This window comes from Haemophilus parainfluenzae (genome assembly GCF_014931375.1).
In the GTDB taxonomy this organism is placed as follows: domain Bacteria; phylum Pseudomonadota; class Gammaproteobacteria; order Enterobacterales; family Pasteurellaceae; genus Haemophilus_D.
Genome location: NZ_CP063117.1, coordinates 791174 through 805775 on the forward strand (window position 1 = coordinate 791174; position 14602 = coordinate 805775).

The following is a 14602-nucleotide window of genomic DNA, read 5'->3' on the forward strand; positions in this document are numbered from 1 at the left end:
AGCCCACTATATTTTTACAGGAATGAGAGATGGATCGTATTTTTATTGAAGAATTAGTGGTCTTCGCACAAATCGGTGTGTATGACTGGGAGCAACAAATCAAACAAAAGCTCGTTTTTGATTTGGAAATGGCATGGGATTGTCAAAAAGCCGCAGAAACGGATGATGTGCAATACTGCCTTAATTATGCCGAAGTGAGCCAATTTATTTTAGATTATGTTCAAGCTAAGCCATTTTTATTGATTGAGCGTGTGGCTTATGAAGTAGCAGAGCAATTACAACAACGTTTTGGGATTTCATGGTTACGTCTCAAATTAAGCAAACCCAAAGCGGTTGCTCAAGCAAGTAATGTGGGGATCATTGTAGAGCGCGGTGAGTTGAAATAATCGCTGAAAATTGACCGCACTTTGGAAATATCAAACCAAAGTGCGGTTAATTTTTTAAGTGTTTTTTAATGCCAAGCGAAATGCTCCAATTCCGCTTTTTAATATTAGCATGCTTAATATCATACTTGCCAATGGGTCAACCCATAACCATCCCAGAAAATAGGCACTGATACCCGAAAGAATAGCAATAATGGAACCGAATAAATCGGTCAGTACATGTAGATAAGCCGCTTTGATATTGAGATTATCATGATCGCTGTTCAACATCATCTTTGCAACGAAAAGGTTTACCAATAATCCTAAAGATGCCACACCAAGCATCGGTAATGCCATCATCTCGATGGGATTTTGCCAGCGTTGAATCGCCTCAAATAAAATCATCAATGCCACAACAATCAATGAGCCGCTATTGAGTAGGGCAATGTATCGTTGTTTTTGAGCGGATAGAAACAACGCTAACAAGGCTAAAAATAACGATAAACTATCATTTGCCATGTGTCCGGCATCAGCCATGAGCGCCAAACTGTTAAACCAATAGCCACCAACAAATTCGACAACCATAAAGCTCGTAATGATGGCAAAACTGAGCGCTAAGATTTTTTTATCTTGTGGAATATGCGCATGAGATGAATGGTCATGATGTTCATGGGAATGGTGGACGGACATAATGCTCCTTATTGTGTCTTTGATTAACTTGGGATAAAGTATAAAGTCCGTAGTAACTACAAGGTCAAGGCTTGATTTTAACAAGATGAAGATTCACGAACTCAGCAAACAAAGCGGTATTCATTTAGAAACGATTCGGTATTATGAAAAAATGGGGTTAATGCCAGAGCCTAAACGTCTGGCAAATGGTTATCGAGATTATGATGAAGCCAGTTTGAAGCAATTAAAATTTATTAAAACCTGCCGAGCGTTAGATTTTAGTTTGGCCGAAATTAAATTTTTTAATGAGATGAAAACGCAGCAATCTCAACATTGCAAAGTGGATAGCATGTTGGCGAAACATTTGGTTTCAGTCGAAGAAAAAATTGCCGAACTGACTGAAATTAAACATTTTCTACAAAGTTTAATTACCGAAGATGATCATCAAGCTGCAGATTGTAAAGCTATGGCCCAATTAAAAGCCTATTAAGAGCGGTCTAAAAAATATCAAAAATCCGCACGTTGATATGCGGATTGGTCACTATTCTGGATCATCTGTAAACGCGTTGTTTCGGAATATCGGCACAAAGGTTGCGAGATACAGCACAAACACAATAGCAATTAAAAGAGCCGGAATCGTGATAAAAAACAGCTCGTCCACATACATTAAACAAGCGCGAGAAAGTGCCGCCGTGAAAAGACAAAGCACGGCAAGGCGACAGAGTTTGGGATAATCCAGTTTCGTAAAGCCACTATGCCATAATCCCGCGGTGAGCCAAATCATCATCATGCTGCCGAGAATCCCGCCGAGTGTCACCATGTGTAATGGATCGGCGGTAGGCTCATCAATTAATTTATTTATACCAATCCACAAATAGCCAATCGCGGCGAACAGTTGAAGGAAATAATAAGTGCGTACGTAATGTTTGCGTAGCAGTTCGTGATGATGTAATTCGCGTAACTTGGCAAGCAAGATAAAGCCAACGGCAAAGGCTGTAAAAGCGGCTGTTTGTGCAGGCAACCAAAGCTCTGCTGCGGTATGAAGTAATAAAAATGTAATTGCGATATTTTTATACACGACATTCGGGATAAATACGGGATCTTTCAATATACTTTCTTTCAGTGCCTCTGCGCCTAATAGAATGCTGACTCGAATTGATACAAACATCACTGCCGCCATATTCAAATGCACCTGTGCCCGCAATAATTTCAGACTATCAGTCATGGCGTAAGCCGTCTGACAAACCGTAAATGCAGCAAGTAACATCAGTAAAGTAAAATTGTCGGTATTGCTATCCAACCAAAACAGCCAAGCACAAAAGAGTAACAAAGCGAGCCAATAAGCTGCCACTAAAAACGAGGCGGTTTGCGGGGAAAATGGCAATAATACCAATCCTGCAAGCAAGAGCATCGCTAAAATCGTTGCAATAGGTTTTAAATTACCTTTGTAATTTGTCCATTCGAGCATGGAAGCCGTCAGAAAGCCGCCGTATGCGGCTGGCAGCATAAATTCTAAGAATATTTTGCGGTGTAGGATGAGATCATCGGGGCTGATGAAAAAGCTCAAGGCTCCAACAATCGCAAGAATGGAGGCACCAACAAAAAAGGGTCGCATTGGATGAGTAAAGAAATTATTCATAGTAATGGATTCCTTGAAATTCGCGTGCGACTACGGTTTCTTCAAAGGCTGAATTACGTTCGGATAATGGTGTTGGCAAGGTAATCACATTTTGCACATCCATCCCTTTTGGAGAAAGCTGCATAATCTCTCGGCTTAATCGAGCTGCTTCAAAACGATCGTGCGTCACTAAAATGCAAGCCATGCCTTGCTGCTCAATTTTTTCCACTAACATAGCGGCTAAAATATCACGTAAATCGCGATCCAAACCGACAAAAGGTTCATCCAATAAGGCTAAATCACAGCCACATAGCAATAGACGTAAAAATGCCACGCGTTTTGCCATTCCGCCCGATAATTCGGTTGGGTATTTATTCAAATCACCCGAAGAAAGCCCGATCTTTTCTGCCAGCGCAATGATTTCATGTTCATTTGGTTCATCCATAAAAATGGCGATATTCTGCATAGCCGTGAGATTTTCCAATAGTCGATTTTCTTGAAACAGAAAGCCCGTTTTACGAAATGTATTCTTGATTTCGCCTGATTTTGGTGTTTCCAAACCTGAAATTAAACGCAGCACAGTGGTTTTGCCACACCCGCTTGGACCGAATAAGGTTTTCACTTCACCCGGTTGTAAATCCATACTGAAATCGCGCACGATGGGATCGCGGAGAATTTCAAAACGCACATTCTTTAAACTCAGCATTATCTTCTCCACGGCATAAACAGGATTTCCAATGGCTTGGTAATCAAATATTCAAAGAGGGAAACAAACACAATCACCAACAACACATAAGCCATCACTGTTGATGTATCTAACATGGCTCTGGCATCGGCAATCTTTGCCCCGATACCCTCATTAGCACCCAGAAGCTCAGCCATAATGACGACTTTTACGCCCATAGCCACCGCGACGCCAATGCTGGAAATCGCATAGCCTGTGAGATGGGGAACGTACAAATAACGGATTTTTTTCCACAATCCGAGTTTGTACGCATCAAACAATTCTTCATGTTGTTTGTTGACACTTGCCATGCCCATGGCGGCACTGGCAAAGGTCAGCGGGGCGACTAATACGATAATGGTAAATAGCACACTTGGGTTGCCAAAGCCAAACCAAAATAATGCCATCACGACCCAAATGATTGGCGGCATGGCTAACAAAATCGTAATGGCGGGTTTGAGCAATGCCATAGCAGTTTTAAAGCTTCCCGCAATCAGTCCTGCGGCTAAGCCAGCGACTAATGCAATGGTAATACCCACCACAGAACGCCATAGTGAAATACCGATTTCGTTTTGTTGGAAATGATCGAGTAGCTCAAGGGCCTTTTGAAAAACATCCGCGGGAGCAGGCAGCATAAATTCACCAAATACTGCGCTGCCCCAAGCCCACAAGGCAACAACCATCATCGCCACACTCAAGCCGGTAAAGCCACTCCAGAGATAGTCGATGATGTAAAACAGGACAGGTTGTGGTTTACGGATTTTGTCAGTTTTAATCATGTTATGTGATTCAGTTTCAAATTAAGCCAAGAAGAATTTATCATCTGGTAATTTACCACCTAAGAGTTTTGGATTGAACTCCATCAAGGTTTCATAGAATTGCATGATTTCATTTTTCAGTTCACTGGCTTTGGTTACTGTTAAGCGTGCACCGTCTAAGCCCATTTCAATAGCGGCTTCTGGAGCAGGAAGATAATTAGCGCCAATTTCAGCCGCACTTTTGCGATTAGCCATAATCCAGTTTAACGCATCACTTAAATCTTGGTGAAGTAGATCAAACTCTGCCTTGTGTGTGTGGAAGTATTCTTCGTTAGCAATAATGCCTGCCATTGGAATAAGAGGTTTGGTATTAAACGCTTGTCCCCATTCTTTCACTAAATCAAAGCCGCGTACAATCTCTGTACCGACAATTTTAGCTTTCTGCACAACGGCGCTCGCCATTGGTTCCGGCAAGATGGCTGCATGGAAATCTTTCAGTAAGAACAAACCAATTGCCTCAGTTGGTGTAGCTGCATAGGTGATATCCACTTTATTAATATCAATATTCAGTTTTTTCAGTAGAGCCTGCAATACGATGTCTGGCATATCGTTTTTAAATGGCACAAGGATTTTTTTACCCACCAATTCTTGCGGTGAAGTAATGGCACCACCTTTACACATCAACTGCGTAATCCCATTGGTGAGAATATTTACCATGCCAACTTGTTGCCCCTGATTACGTAAATTCACGCCCACATTACTTGGGCTCATCATCACTTTAAATTGCCCACTTGCCACACCCGCACGCAACTGATCAGGCGAACGCCAAATCTCTAATGATACATCCGCTTGTTTGGCTAATTTACCTTGTGCTGCCGCCACCGCAATGGTTACACTTGGCATTGCTGGTGCGCCATAAATGGTAAATTGTTCTTTTGTTGCCGCAAAGAGAGAAGGCGACATGCCCGCTGCTGTAAGTGCTGCGCTCATTCTTAAAAAATCACGTCTATTCATTGTCATGGTTATCTCCTTATTGAATCAGGGCTAATACCTGTATTTTGATAATAGTTTTCATTAATTATCTTACTGGAGATGACTAAAGTAAAGAAAGACCGTCTGAAAATTGAATTCCAGACGGTCTTTGCCTTAGTCTTAAAACAGCACACATATAAGTGCGGTCGTTTTTTGAGTGTTTTTCTTACTCAGTCACGTAGAAAACTTGTTTTTCAAATTCGTGTTTACCGATTTTGACAGTCAGTACATATTTGCCGATTGGATCTCTACGGTCGAATGTCCAGCAGTTCATCATGTATTTGCCATTTTCTAATGTTGGTCTGGTATAAGTGATGGTATGGAGTTTTTTATTTGGTGAAGACACCACTTTCGCATTTTCAATCGAACTGGCGAATTCACTTTGGGCTTGAGCTTTAAAGGTTTCACTTACCGTTGCTTTTTTACCAAAATGACCTGTTGCGAGCCAGCATACTTTCTCGTTTTTACTGGAACGAGAGGTTTCTTTTTTATTTAAATCAGGTGATGGCTCCTGAGTTCTATCGAACACAGAGAGATAAATAGTGGGCTCATTTGCCATATCTTTAGCTGCGTCTTTTGATTCTGGTGATGCAGCAAATGTGGTGGTTGAAAATAGGCTCGCAATTAAAGCGAATGTTGAGATTTTTTTCATGTTAGATTCCTTTTTATATCATTATTTTATTGAACGATCATTATACCAAGGCACCCCATATCTGCCAGCATTAAATTGGATGAGCCAAATAAGAAGGGATGAGTATTTGACGAAGGTTGTTCAAATTTTACTAAAATTTGTACTTTCTTTTTCACCCAAACTGTGTCTTTCCAAGCAAGTTCCGACGCATCGACCTTGACATCATCTTGGCTTTCAATCACAAATTTTGCGCCTTGAATGGTGAAACCCACTGGCAGTGAGCTGTTGATGATCCAACGTTCGACAGTACCTACTTTAACCGAAACATCAATACGGCGTGGGTCAAAGCGTTGTTTGTTGATTAGACCATTCGTGACATCCAGTTCAAAGGTGCGTTCTTGGGCGATTTTACTTTCGAGCATAGCCGTGGCATCAGTATTGAATGACTCATTCATTTTTTTGCTGAATGCAGAGATTTCACCTTGTGGGCGAAGTTCTAAAACGGTGTTATCTGCAAAATCATTACCTGAACTGAACACATTTTTGATTTTGTCGAAGAAACCACGTTTAGCCCCAGAGATGAGCGATACACCTTCTCCTTCGCTTAAATTGACTAACACTTCTGCACGTTCACCTGGTGCAAGAATAAGAGAATTAATCGCTTTACCTTGTGGTAAAAAACCTAAATCTCTCGCAACAAGCAACATGTCTTGTTCGTTATCTAAACGGAGATCATAGGCTCTTGCCAATGAGGCATTAAGTAAGCGTAAACGTACCCAACCGCGAGGGGCGTCAAGATAAGGCGCTTCTTGTCCATTCACAAGAAGACGATTACCGACAAAGTGCGGTTGATTTTGCTTAAATAATTGTAATCCGTCACCGTTAAATTCCATGTCTTGTAAGATTAATGGAATATCGTCCACGCCGTATTTATGAGGTAGCTGAGATTTTAAGCTTTGATCATCTTCAATTAACCACATCCCGACGATGCCGCGATAGGTTTGATAAGCCGAGTTAGCCAAGGTCGCTGAACGATACCAGCAAGTCGAGGCAGGTTGGTCTATTGGGATAATCGGTGCCCAAGATTCCCCTTTTTTTAGGACTTTTGCAGCACCACCAAATAATTCGCCACTGGCTTGCAGTCCTTGAATGGAGAGGGCAATGCTTTGTGGCAAATTGTTGTGATAATTGAGTTTTGCAAAGGAACCCGATTTGATACGAATAGTGGGGCCAAGATAATTGCCGTTAAAGCCCCAGACACTGACACTATGGGAGCCATCTAACTTATAGCCAGTTTCTTCCATATTAAGGATAATTGGGCGACCACGTTTTGCTTCCATCAATGGAGGAATGGTTAATTTTTCACGGGATGCCGCTAATACCGATTGAGGTGTGGCAGCAAGTGCGGTTGAAATTGCGGTAGTTTTTAATAATTGGCGACGAGAAAGACGCAACATATTATTTTCCTTGTGCAATTTCAGCATCGAGTTCAGCGATGCGTTTTTCCATCAAATCGTGACAGTAAGTAGCAAGTTCGCGAACATTGTCTTTTGTGTATGATGACACATCAATTGGATCCATCATTTCACAAATCACTTTACCGTTATCCCAACGATTCAAATCAATTTTGTTATGCGTCGTCGAGCACACAACGGGCACGATTGGTACGCCAGCCGCAATTGCAGCATGGAATGCACCTGTTTTGAATGGCAATAAACCACGACCACGGCTACGTGTGCCTTCAGGGAACATCCAAATTGACAGGTTGTCTTTATTGATACGGCGAGCAAGTTCTGTCATGGTGCTGTGTGCTTTAGAGCGATTTTCACGATCCAAGAAAATATTGCCGGTTACCCAATATAAAATGCCAAAGAAAGGGATCCAAATCAGGCTTTTTTTACCTACACTTACTGTGCGAGGGAGTACCATGTAAGAGATGGTCACCATATCGAAATTATTTTGGTGGTTACCGATGTAAATACAACGTGGCATATTCTCTTTATTTTGTGGAAAACGGTGTTCTACTTTTAAGCCAAATAAAGGGTATAAACGACCAAACCAGCGAGCCATAACGCCCACATTGCTTGGGTTTTTGAAACGAATAAAGGAATAGATCGTACCGAGCACACAAATTAAAATACAACAAAGTGCAACGATGAGAATTCTGGCGATTTTTAACATAGAAAATACCTAATTAAAATTTTTGGAAAGTATAGCAAATTACACAAAAATGTGTGCTAATCTAATGAAAAAAATGACGGAATAGTTATGAAACCCATTTATTTTATTGCAGATCTTCATTTAAGCGAAACGCATCCGGAATTAACCGCACTTTTTAGCGATTTTATGCAAAATCAAGCACAAGAATCGCAAGCGGTTTATATTTTGGGAGATCTTTTTGATTTTTGGATTGGTGACGATGAAACTTCACCTTTAATCTCACAAGTAAAACAGTTGATAAAAAAACTGACAGAAAAGGGTATAGCTTGCTATTTCATTCATGGTAATCGAGATTTCTTGGTAGGGAAAAAATTTGCACAAGATTGTGGTTTAACGTTATTGCCTGACTATCATTGTGTTGATCTTTATGGTGTGAAAACCTTAATTTGTCATGGTGATACCTTATGTATTGATGATGTGAAATATCAACAATTTCGCCGAAAGGTGCATCAAAAATGGCGACAAAGATTGTTTTTATGCTTGCCATTAAAAGTGCGGTTAAAAATTGCAGAGAAAATTCGCGCGAAGAGTAAACAAGATAAGCAATATAAGTCACTGGATATAATGGATGTGAATTTAGCGTTTACGGCACAAACTGTAAAAGAATTTGGCGTAAATCGATTAATTCACGGTCATACGCATCGAGAAGCCATCCATCAGGAAAAAGGGTACACGCGAATTGTGTTAGGCGATTGGCGAAAGGATTATGCCTCAATTCTGGAAGTAACAGAGAACGGTTATCGGTTTATTTAAACAAAAAGCACAGGATTAAACCTGTGCTTTTTTGCATTAAAACGTGCTGATTTCCAACCGCACTTTATTCTACGGTTACCGATTTCGCTAAGTTACGAGGTTGATCCACGTCGGTTCCTTTAATTAATGCCACATGGTATGACAATAATTGCATAGGAACGGTGTAGAAAATTGGCGCAATAATTTCATTCACTTTTGGCATAGTGATAATTTTCATACCTTCGCTTGGTGTGAAGCCTGCTTCTTTATCAGCGAACACATAAAGCTGACCACCACGCGCACGTACCTCTTCAATGTTTGATTTCACTTTTTCAAGTAATTCATTGTTTGGTGCGACCACGATAACCGGCATATCTGCATCGATTAAGGCTAATGGACCGTGTTTTAATTCACCTGCCGCATAAGCTTCAGCATGAATATAAGAAATTTCTTTTAATTTCAATGAAGCTTCCATTGCGATAGGGTAAAACTCACCACGACCTAAGAATAGTGCATGGTTTTTCTCTGCGAAGTCTTCTGCTAATGCTTCGATATCTTTATCAAATGCAAGGGCTTTTTCAACTTCAGCCGGAAGTGATTGTAACGCTTTTACAATTTCCACTTCTTGTTCGTTTGAGATATTGCCTTTTACTTTACCAATTGCAGTGACTAACATTAATAATGCGGCCAACTGAGTGGTAAACGCTTTAGTTGATGCCACACCGACTTCAACGCCTGCACGAGTCATGAAGGCAAGATCGGATTCACGCACTAAAGATGAACTTGATACGTTACAGATCGTTAAGGCTGCCATGTAACCTTTTTCTTTTGCAAGACGAAGTGCTGCAAGGGTATCCGCTGTTTCACCTGATTGAGAGATAGTCACTAACAAGCTATTTGGACGAGTGACAAATTTGCGATAGCGGAATTCAGATGCGATTTCGACATCACAGCTCACGCCAGCAAGTGCTTCAAACCAGTAACGAGCAGTCATCCCTGCATTATAAGAAGTACCACAAGCCACGATTTGAATGTGTTCAACTTTTTCTAAAATTTCAGCTGCGCCATTACCAATAGCATCCACAATCACGTTGTTGTGAAGGATACGTCCTTCCATTGTGTTGATTAATGCATTTGGTTGCTCATAGATTTCTTTTTGCATGAAATGGCGGAATTTGCCTTTTTCTGCAGCGTCATTTTCAAGGTTAGACTCGTGTACTTCACGTTCTACTTTTTGACCATTCGCATCGTAAATATCCACGGTACGACGTGTGATTTCTGCGATATCGCCTTCCTCTAAATAGATGAAACGACGAGTTACGCTTAATAGCGCAAGTTGGTCAGATGCCAGGAAGTTTTCACCAATTCCTAAACCAATTACTAATGGGCTACCTGAACGCGCTGCCACTAAATGTTCTGGATGCTCACGATCTAGTACAACCATACCGTATGCACCAGTAAGTTGTTTTACGGTTTTTTGGACAGCTTCAAGAAGATTTGAGGCTGTACGCATTTCCCAATTAACAAGGTGAGCAATTACTTCGGTATCAGTTTGAGAATTAAACACATAGCCACGTGATTTAAGTAATTCACGTAATTCTTCGTGATTTTCGATGATACCGTTATGGACGACAGCAAAGTTGCCCGAAGTATGCGGGTGAGCATTAGCTTCAGACGGTTCACCATGAGTTGCCCAACGGGTGTGAGCGATCCCTGTACCACCGATTAATGGTTTTACAGCAGCAGCTTCATCAAGGGCTTTTACTTTACCCAAGCAGCGTACGCGGTGTAATTCATGGTTTGGATCCACAACGGCAACACCCGCTGAGTCGTAACCACGATACTCTAAGCGGTGTAAACCATTAATTAAAATTTCTGCTACATCACGTTGTGCTACCGCACCAACAATACCACACATAGTTTTTCCTTATTTAATAAAATTAAAAGTCTTGTTTTTCTGACCGCATTTTATGCCACATCCACACAAATTACTTCTACGCCTTGCGCCATTATGGCTTCTTTGTCAGCCTGAGATAATTTGTTATCGGTAATCAGCACATCAATTTGCTGCCAGGTTAATTCCACATTTGGCATTTTTCTGCCAATTTTTTGTGATTCCACCATTACAATCACTTCACGAGATACTTCAGCCATCACTTGGCTTAAGCGAACCAACTCATTAAATGTTGTTGTACCACGTTCTAAATCAATGCCATCGGCACCAATAAATAATTGGTCAAAGTCATAAGAACGTAGCACTTGTTCGGCAATATTGCCTTGGAAGGATTCAGAACGCGTGTCCCAAGTGCCTCCCGTCATTAAGAGTGTCGGTTCATTTTCGAGTGAACGTAATGCTGTGGCCACCGAAAGCGAATTCGTCATCACAACCAAGCCTTGCTTGCGATTAAGCTGTTTAATCAATGCGGCGGTTGTGCTGCCACTATCCACAATAATTCGATTGTGATCACGAATACGTTCTGCAGCTGCCTTTGCTAAGACTAACTTTCGTTGCGAAAGTTCATCATCTTGTTCTTCTTCGATGATTTCTTGTGGCATTAAAATGGCGCCACCATATTTTCGAAGAAGGAAACCATTACTTTCCAATGCAGTGAGATCTTTTCGAATCGTCACTTCAGAGGTGTCAAATAACTGTACGAGTTGTTCAACACTGACTTCACCTTGTTCTTGCAGAAGTTGCATGATGGCATGTCTGCGTTGTTGGGTATTTCGGTGTTGAATGTTTCGTTTCATTATTTATATCCCGTAATAAGTTTCGGTTCGGAATTATATCGGCAAAATGATGATTGTAAAGTTAAAATTTAGGCAACAAAAAACCCTGACAAAGCAGGGTTCAATTAAAATTCGTTTTAAGACTAATTATTTGATTGCGTCTTTTAATGCTTTACCAGATACGAATGCTGGAACTTTAGATGCTGCGATTTTGATTTCAGCACCAGTTTGTGGGTTACGGCCAGTACGTGCAGCACGTTTGTTTACTTTGAATGTACCGAAACCGATTAATTGAACAGGTTCACCTTTTTTAAGGCTACCAGTGATAGCTGCTAAAGTCGCTTCTAATGCAGCTTTAGCTTGTTTTTTGTTTAATTCAGCTGCACTTGCAATTGCATCGATTAAATCTGTTTTGTTCATAAATTTGTACCTTCTGTTAAATTAAAATTGACTCTATTCAAATAAGCGTAGCTTTTAACTGCTACGGCTTGGGCAAGTCTAATCGAACTTGGGGGGAAATAAAAGCCCGATTTGCAAAAATTGTGACAAATCTCACGTTATTGCTCAATTTTTATACCAATATTGGAGATTCCCTCCTGCTTTATCTCGTTTCGGAGGGATAAAATCAAGTCTACATCGCGTTTTTCACAGTCTTTAAGTAAGCGATAGATTTGCCATTGAAGGTCAAGTTCTTCTTCAATTTCTTCACGGCTTTTCAGTTCAGTTTCAGAAAGATCTCGATCTTCTTGTGTTTCTAACAAAGAACAAACCGTGCCTAATGAAATTTGGCTGATTTGAATTGCTTTTTCAAGTGTCTCGCCCGCGATAATCGCATGCAACAATTCACCTAGCGCTTCACAAGCATCGAGAGCAGGTACCACACCAAAGAAGTCATAATCATTCACATCAGGAATAATTTCTTCAAGTTTCTCTAATTGGTTCTCGAAATTAATCTTTGCCTCTTTAACCGTTAGAAATTCCCACACTAAGTTTAAAATGTTGTGATAGGTTTTGTCTGCAGGCTTTTGTTCCGTCATTTGGCAGAATAGGGCAAAGTTAGGTGCCATACGCTCGCATAAGCAAGCCATAAAGGTCAGATGTTGCCAGCTTTCGAGATTTTCGAGACGCTTGTGAATCGGATTTCGCATTTTTTTCTCGCTTATTTATGATAGGCTTTAGAGAACTCATGAATCGCATCCACGAAGATTTTTGGCGCACTTTCCGGCACATCTTGGTGAATACCATGACCTAAATTAAACACGTGTCCGCTACCTTGGCCAAAATCAGCTAAAATTGACCGCACTTCTTGCTCAATACGTTCTGCCGGGGCATATAACACGCTTGGATCCATATTGCCTTGTAGTGCCACTTTATGGCCTACTTGTGCTTTCGCATCAGCCAAATTAACGGTCCAGTCTAATCCGAGCGCATCACATCCTGTATTTGCCATGGCTTCTAACCATAACCCGCCGCCTTTAGTAAATAAAGTCACCGGTACTTTACGGCCATCGTGTTCACGAATTAAACCATCGACGATTTTGTGCATATATTGCAGAGAGAAGTCTAAATATTCACGATGACCTAACACACCGCCCCAAGTATCAAATACCATGACCGCTTGTGCACCTGCTTTGATTTGCGCGTTTAAGTATAAAATCACGGAATCCGCTACTTTATCTAATAAAAGATGCAAAGTTTGCGGTTCGGCATACATCATTTTTTTGATTTTATTGAAGGTCTTGCTGCTACCACCTTCAACCATATAAGTCGCCAGTGTCCACGGGCTACCAGAGAAACCAATCAGTGGCACTTCGCCTTTTAGTTCGCGACGAATTGTGCGAACAGCATTCATCACATATTGAAGTTCGCCTTCAGGGTCAGGAATCGGTAAATTTTCGACCGCACTTTTGTTTTCAATTGGATGAGCAAATTTCGGGCCTTCACCTGCACCAAAACTTAATCCTAAGCCCATCGCATCAGGAATAGTCAGAATATCTGAAAATAAAATAGCCGCATCTAAAGCATAGCGACGAAGTGGCTGTAAGGTGACTTCACAAGCTAAATCCGCATTGCGGCAAAGAGACATAAAATCGCCCGCTTCTGCGCGTGTTGCTTTATATTCAGGCAAATAGCGTCCCGCTTGGCGCATCATCCATACGGGTGTCATATCCACTGGTTCACGTAATAAGGCTTTTAAATAACGATCATTTTTTAATTCAGACATGGGCTTTCCTTTATTTATTTTGTTCCGCTTTGCAAAGCTCAAGCGTAGCATTAATTAATTTGAGTGCGATAGTACCTGTTGGCGGTAATTCTGGCAAGGGGGCAGCGCTAGAAAACCATTGTGCATCATGCAGTTCTGTTTCTTGCAGTTGAATTTCTCCACTGTCGTAATCGGCTAAAAAGCCCACCATTTGTGAATTCGGGAATGCCCAAGGTTGACTACCGAAATAGCGAATATTTTTAATGCGAATGCCAGTTTCTTCAAAGACTTCGCGACGAACGGCATCTTCAAAGGTTTCACCCACTTCCACAAAACCGGCTAGCGTGGTGTAAATACCTGCTTTGCCAGGCGTGTAATGGCGTTTATGGTTGGCTAATAAAATCTCTGTACCACGACGAACAGCGACAATAATCGAAGGGCAAATAACCGGATAAATACGATAACCGCAACTTGTGCATTGAACCGCAAGCTCATCGTGAGTTTGTTCCGCTTTTTGACCGCATTTTCCGCAGAATTGGTGAGTTTTCAAAAAATGATTGATTTCCACACCTCGGCTTAATAAATGAAAATCTTCAGTCGGTAATGACAACAAACTCCGTAAGGAAAGGTATTCTCGTTCATCTTGATCATTTTCTGCCACAAGCCATAAAGGTTGTGATTTCCATTTCCCGAGCAACATCGCTTTTTGCGTCGTGAGGCCGAGTTCCTTTGCTGTTCCAAAAGGCAGATCATTTTCCTGCCAATAAAGTGTCGATCCTTTGGTGAACAGCCAATATCCCTGATCTTCAGGCTGAATTGCTTTCATATTTTTCTCTTTTTGTTTCAAAAGTGCGGTCATTATAAAAGGGATTTTTCGGAAAAACGAATTTAATTTCTGTGATAAAAATAGCTAGTCAGTTTTC

Annotated in this window: 17 protein-coding genes; 3 read left to right on the forward strand and 14 right to left on the reverse strand. The window is 41.1% G+C overall.

Features of this window, described 5'->3' with window-relative positions; genetic code table 11:
- Positions 1–29 precede the first annotated feature (29 nt).
- The gene (folB, locus tag INP95_RS03800) at positions 30–386 is read left to right on the forward strand and encodes a dihydroneopterin aldolase (RefSeq protein WP_049356175.1); all 357 of its coding nucleotides are present in this window, start codon (positions 30–32) and stop codon (positions 384–386) included.
- Between the two features lie 54 nt (positions 387–440).
- Here the strand turns inward: folB and INP95_RS03805 are convergent, their stop codons facing one another.
- Complete coding sequence (locus INP95_RS03805) at positions 441–1052, reverse strand: cation diffusion facilitator family transporter (protein ID WP_197560928.1); 612 nt, start codon at positions 1050–1052, stop codon at positions 441–443.
- 85 nt (positions 1053–1137) lie between these two features.
- On the opposite strand from INP95_RS03805, the gene INP95_RS03810 reads away from it, so the two are divergent.
- Positions 1138–1521: a MerR family transcriptional regulator gene (locus INP95_RS03810; protein ID WP_193475751.1), complete on the forward strand. Its 384-nt coding sequence runs from the start codon at positions 1138–1140 to the stop codon at positions 1519–1521.
- A 51-nt stretch (positions 1522–1572) separates the two neighbouring features.
- Here INP95_RS03810 and INP95_RS03815 read toward each other — a convergent pair whose 3' ends face one another.
- The 7 genes from INP95_RS03815 to INP95_RS03845 form a co-directional block, all read right to left on the reverse strand.
- The gene (locus INP95_RS03815; protein WP_197560929.1) at positions 1573–2670 is read right to left on the reverse strand and encodes an NnrS family protein; all 1098 of its coding nucleotides are present in this window, start codon (positions 2668–2670) and stop codon (positions 1573–1575) included.
- Positions 2663–3355: an ATP-binding cassette domain-containing protein gene (locus INP95_RS03820; RefSeq protein ID WP_178163454.1), complete on the reverse strand. Its 693-nt coding sequence runs from the start codon at positions 3353–3355 to the stop codon at positions 2663–2665. The genes INP95_RS03815 and INP95_RS03820 overlap by 8 nt, the downstream gene beginning before the upstream one ends.
- Positions 3355–4152: an ABC transporter permease gene (locus INP95_RS03825; RefSeq protein ID WP_197560930.1), complete on the reverse strand. Its 798-nt coding sequence runs from the start codon at positions 4150–4152 to the stop codon at positions 3355–3357. Before INP95_RS03825 ends, INP95_RS03820 begins: the two co-directional genes overlap by 1 nt.
- A 21-nt stretch (positions 4153–4173) precedes the next feature.
- Positions 4174–5151: an ABC transporter substrate-binding protein gene (locus INP95_RS03830; RefSeq protein ID WP_197560931.1), complete on the reverse strand. Its 978-nt coding sequence runs from the start codon at positions 5149–5151 to the stop codon at positions 4174–4176.
- A 178-nt stretch (positions 5152–5329) separates the two neighbouring features.
- Positions 5330–5815, reverse strand: coding sequence for a PM0630 family protein (locus tag INP95_RS03835; RefSeq protein WP_049373532.1), 486 nt, complete (start codon positions 5813–5815; stop codon positions 5330–5332).
- Between the two features lie 26 nt (positions 5816–5841).
- Positions 5842–7251, reverse strand: a complete 1410-nt coding sequence (locus INP95_RS03840; RefSeq protein ID WP_049373533.1) for a multicopper oxidase domain-containing protein — start codon at positions 7249–7251, stop codon at positions 5842–5844.
- Between the two features lies 1 nt (position 7252).
- Complete coding sequence (locus tag INP95_RS03845) at positions 7253–7975, reverse strand: 1-acylglycerol-3-phosphate O-acyltransferase (RefSeq protein ID WP_049373535.1); 723 nt, start codon at positions 7973–7975, stop codon at positions 7253–7255.
- An 87-nt stretch (positions 7976–8062) separates the two neighbouring features.
- On the opposite strand from INP95_RS03845, the gene lpxH reads away from it, so the two are divergent.
- Entirely contained in the window at positions 8063–8767 is a 705-nt protein-coding gene (gene lpxH, locus INP95_RS03850) for a UDP-2,3-diacylglucosamine diphosphatase (protein ID WP_049373537.1), read from the forward strand.
- A 64-nt stretch (positions 8768–8831) separates the two neighbouring features.
- Here lpxH and glmS read toward each other — a convergent pair whose 3' ends face one another.
- The 6 genes from glmS to nudC form a co-directional block, all read right to left on the reverse strand.
- Positions 8832–10664, reverse strand: coding sequence for a glutamine--fructose-6-phosphate transaminase (isomerizing) (gene glmS, locus INP95_RS03855; RefSeq protein ID WP_049373539.1), 1833 nt, complete (start codon positions 10662–10664; stop codon positions 8832–8834).
- A gap of 50 nt (positions 10665–10714) precedes the next feature.
- Positions 10715–11497: a DeoR/GlpR family DNA-binding transcription regulator gene (locus INP95_RS03860; protein ID WP_049368683.1), complete on the reverse strand. Its 783-nt coding sequence runs from the start codon at positions 11495–11497 to the stop codon at positions 10715–10717.
- 126 nt (positions 11498–11623) lie between these two features.
- Complete coding sequence (locus INP95_RS03865; protein WP_005696943.1) at positions 11624–11896, reverse strand: HU family DNA-binding protein; 273 nt, start codon at positions 11894–11896, stop codon at positions 11624–11626.
- A gap of 137 nt (positions 11897–12033) precedes the next feature.
- Complete coding sequence (locus INP95_RS03870) at positions 12034–12624, reverse strand: YjaG family protein (RefSeq protein ID WP_005696942.1); 591 nt, start codon at positions 12622–12624, stop codon at positions 12034–12036.
- 11 nt (positions 12625–12635) lie between these two features.
- Positions 12636–13700 carry a uroporphyrinogen decarboxylase gene (gene hemE, locus INP95_RS03875; RefSeq protein WP_049373543.1) on the reverse strand — a complete coding sequence of 355 codons (1065 nt, stop codon included), beginning with the start codon at positions 13698–13700 and terminating at the stop codon, positions 12636–12638.
- 10 nt (positions 13701–13710) lie between these two features.
- Entirely contained in the window at positions 13711–14505 is a 795-nt protein-coding gene (gene nudC / locus INP95_RS03880) for an NAD(+) diphosphatase (protein WP_049373544.1), read from the reverse strand.
- Positions 14506–14602 lie beyond the last annotated feature (97 nt).

Excerpts from the sequence above, each read along its gene's own strand:
- folB (WP_049356175.1), top strand. The coding sequence starts at position 30 with ATGGATCGTATTTTTATTGAAGAATTAGTGGTCTTCGCACAAATCGGT.
- INP95_RS03805 (WP_197560928.1), bottom strand. The coding sequence starts at position 1,052 with ATGTCCGTCCACCATTCCCATGAACATCATGACCATTCATCTCATGCG.
- INP95_RS03810 (WP_193475751.1), top strand. The coding sequence starts at position 1,138 with ATGAAGATTCACGAACTCAGCAAACAAAGCGGTATTCATTTAGAAACG.
- INP95_RS03815 (WP_197560929.1), bottom strand. The coding sequence starts at position 2,670 with ATGAATAATTTCTTTACTCATCCAATGCGACCCTTTTTTGTTGGTGCC.
- INP95_RS03820 (WP_178163454.1), bottom strand. The coding sequence starts at position 3,355 with ATGCTGAGTTTAAAGAATGTGCGTTTTGAAATTCTCCGCGATCCCATC.
- INP95_RS03825 (WP_197560930.1), bottom strand. The coding sequence starts at position 4,152 with ATGATTAAAACTGACAAAATCCGTAAACCACAACCTGTCCTGTTTTAC.
- INP95_RS03830 (WP_197560931.1), bottom strand. The coding sequence starts at position 5,151 with ATGACAATGAATAGACGTGATTTTTTAAGAATGAGCGCAGCACTTACA.
- INP95_RS03835 (WP_049373532.1), bottom strand. The coding sequence starts at position 5,815 with ATGAAAAAAATCTCAACATTCGCTTTAATTGCGAGCCTATTTTCAACC.
- INP95_RS03840 (WP_049373533.1), bottom strand. The coding sequence starts at position 7,251 with ATGTTGCGTCTTTCTCGTCGCCAATTATTAAAAACTACCGCAATTTCA.
- INP95_RS03845 (WP_049373535.1), bottom strand. The coding sequence starts at position 7,975 with ATGTTAAAAATCGCCAGAATTCTCATCGTTGCACTTTGTTGTATTTTA.
- lpxH (WP_049373537.1), top strand. The coding sequence starts at position 8,063 with ATGAAACCCATTTATTTTATTGCAGATCTTCATTTAAGCGAAACGCAT.
- glmS (WP_049373539.1), bottom strand. The coding sequence starts at position 10,664 with ATGTGTGGTATTGTTGGTGCGGTAGCACAACGTGATGTAGCAGAAATT.
- INP95_RS03860 (WP_049368683.1), bottom strand. The coding sequence starts at position 11,497 with ATGAAACGAAACATTCAACACCGAAATACCCAACAACGCAGACATGCC.
- INP95_RS03865 (WP_005696943.1), bottom strand. The coding sequence starts at position 11,896 with ATGAACAAAACAGATTTAATCGATGCAATTGCAAGTGCAGCTGAATTA.
- INP95_RS03870 (WP_005696942.1), bottom strand. The coding sequence starts at position 12,624 with ATGCGAAATCCGATTCACAAGCGTCTCGAAAATCTCGAAAGCTGGCAA.
- hemE (WP_049373543.1), bottom strand. The coding sequence starts at position 13,700 with ATGTCTGAATTAAAAAATGATCGTTATTTAAAAGCCTTATTACGTGAA.
- nudC (WP_049373544.1), bottom strand. The coding sequence starts at position 14,505 with ATGAAAGCAATTCAGCCTGAAGATCAGGGATATTGGCTGTTCACCAAA.